Consider the following 2368-nt stretch of genomic DNA (forward strand, 5'->3'; position numbering starts at 1 on the left):
CTCATTCTCTCCCGGCGCGGTGGCTCTAGTTCTTCTGAAAGCCACCGTTCTCATCTTTAGTTAGTCTAAACTACAGTAAATTAAATATATCCAAAAATGAAGCTGCAATCCTTACTAAGGTGGAGTCGATGTCTAAATTCGATGTCTGCCAGAAAAACTTGGCTTCAGGAAGCCGAGATCCCTCAGTACCGAGGATTTCTGTAATCAAAGGCGATCGCTCATCAATCGAGAGTGAAAACCATGAGAGGAAATAACAGGCCGAGCGCGATCAAGTGATTCGTGGCCATTTGTTAACCTAGACTTCCCCCAGCCAGATCAAAATATCTCCTTGTCAAAGTCAATTAGCTTTCCGTCATTTGCTTATTTCCGCAGTTTTTCCTGCTTTACTTATTTTTCGTACCTGCGCGGCGTGTAAACCCACACATCTCCATATTTGCGGGGAATAATCCGAGTCTGACTCGAACCGACAATAACTAAAGTTCTCATGTCGGCGTCTTGCGGCTGGAATTCGCCGAGGGTGCAAACCCGCACAGATTGGGCGGGTCGGCCGAGGTTTCGCCCAAGTATGACGGGGGTTTTAGGATCGCGACTTTGCAACAAAATCTCGATCGCCCTTGCGAGTTGCCAAATCCGCTGTTTCGAGATGGGATTGTAAAATGCCATAACTAAATCGGCAGCAGCAGCAGCCGCAATCCGCTGTTCTATGACCTCCCAAGGCTTGAGAATATCCGAAAGGGAAATCACGCAAAAATCGTGTCCCAGGGGTGCTCCGATCGCAGCAGCGGCCGCCTGCATGGCTGAAATGCCCGGTGCCACCCGAATATCAATGCCTTGCCATTCGGGTTTGGCATCAAAGTCGATCGCCTCAAACACCGCTGCAGCCATCGCAAAAATACCCGGATCTCCCGACGAAACCACGGCGACAGATTTTCCTGAGGCTGCTAAATCTAGGGCAAAACGGGCGCGATCGATCTCTTCGCGGTTGTCGGAATCGTGCCGCTTTTGTCCTTCGCGCAGGGTTCCAGCTAAGTCGAGATAAAATTTGTAACCCACCCAATCTGTGGCTTCGCGCAGAATTTCCTTAACTTCCGGGGACATCCAGGCCGCGCCTCCGGGGCCGGTACCGACGATCGCCAGTTTGCCCCGGCTAATTCCGATCGCCCTAGCATCAAAGGGTTGGGCGGCTAGGGCGATCGCGCAATTCACGGAGATTGGGCGATCGGACTCGATTAAGTGACTGTTTGAACCTGCTGCTGTCAGGGCAATTTGTGAGGCCTTATTTTCGATGAATTCAATTGAGTCTAATTCGACAAGTTCGGATAGATTGAAAAAGCGGACGGGGACTTTAAAATATTGTGAAACTGCTTCAAGTGCCGGGTTTCCCATCTCCTCTTTTAATGCAAAAAATCCCGCAACGGAAGCTGGCGCTAAACCTGCTTTTTGCAAGACTTGCCGGACAAATGAAACCGCTATTTCCGGCTCAATATTCGATAGTTTGGTGAGTGCAACTGCTGCAATTACCGGATGGTAAACTAAACAATCTGGCGTTGGCGCAATTGCTTTTTCGGTGACGCGGATAGTCAATTTTGCGTCGGGGGCGATCGTCTTCGAGGGCTTCGCTAACGGCAAATTGCTCTCCGAAAGCCAGCTTGCAGCCCCTTCTAGGCGTACTTTTGCCCCGGCGAGCAAATTTGAAATAAAAGTCTTCGCATCCTCTGGATTCGCTAAATAATAGCCTTGGGGAGGACTCAGCAGCGCGGTGCGAAACCGAATATCCCCGGTGGTGGTAATTGCAGGTTGTACGCCGAGGGCTGCTGCAATCTCTCTGGCCAAATCATTAACGCCGTGCAAACCGCCCAGCAGCGGTACGACGGCGCTTCCGTCTTCTGCGACGGCTAAAACTGGCGGTTCGGCGCGTTTGTCTGACAGCAGCGGGGCGAGGGTGCGGATGATAATTCCGGCGGCGCAGATGGCGATGATTGGGGTTTCTGTTGCAAATAATTCCCGCAATGTTTCGCCGAAGTTGCTAAAGTTGATGTCTGTGTCGTCCGTGCGATCGATTAAACCGTAAATCTGGGAACCGGAGAAATGTGCGGAGATTTTTTTGGCGATCGGCAGGCTGTTTTGGCCTAATATAACTATTGCGGGAGGAATTCGATTCACGGTTTTAATTATGTGTGTGTTTGGAGTGGTTTAATTATTTTAATCTGTGGTTACTTTCCGAATAAATATTTGAAGAACGGCGAAGGCGCGAAGGAAAAGTAAGAAGTGAAGCAAGTAGTTTTTCTGTTTTAAGCTGTTGTACCTTTAAATAGGGTATAATAAAAAATGAGTTTAGTCAATCTCTACAAAAATGCCAGCTAAAAAC

General features: G+C 49.3%; 1 protein-coding gene. It reads right to left on the reverse strand.

Annotated features, from left to right (window positions below; genetic code table 11):
- Nucleotides 1–387: 387 nt before the first annotated feature.
- Nucleotides 388–2163 (reverse strand): precorrin-3B C(17)-methyltransferase, encoded by a 1776-nt coding sequence (cobJ, locus tag QT994_RS27500; RefSeq protein WP_333180265.1) that lies wholly within the window; start codon nt 2161–2163, stop codon nt 388–390.
- Between the last annotated feature and the right edge of the window lie 205 nt (nt 2164–2368).

The organism is Microcoleus sp. S13_B4 (assembly GCF_036700885.1).
In the GTDB taxonomy this organism is placed as follows: Bacteria; Cyanobacteriota; Cyanobacteriia; order Cyanobacteriales; family Microcoleaceae; genus Microcoleus.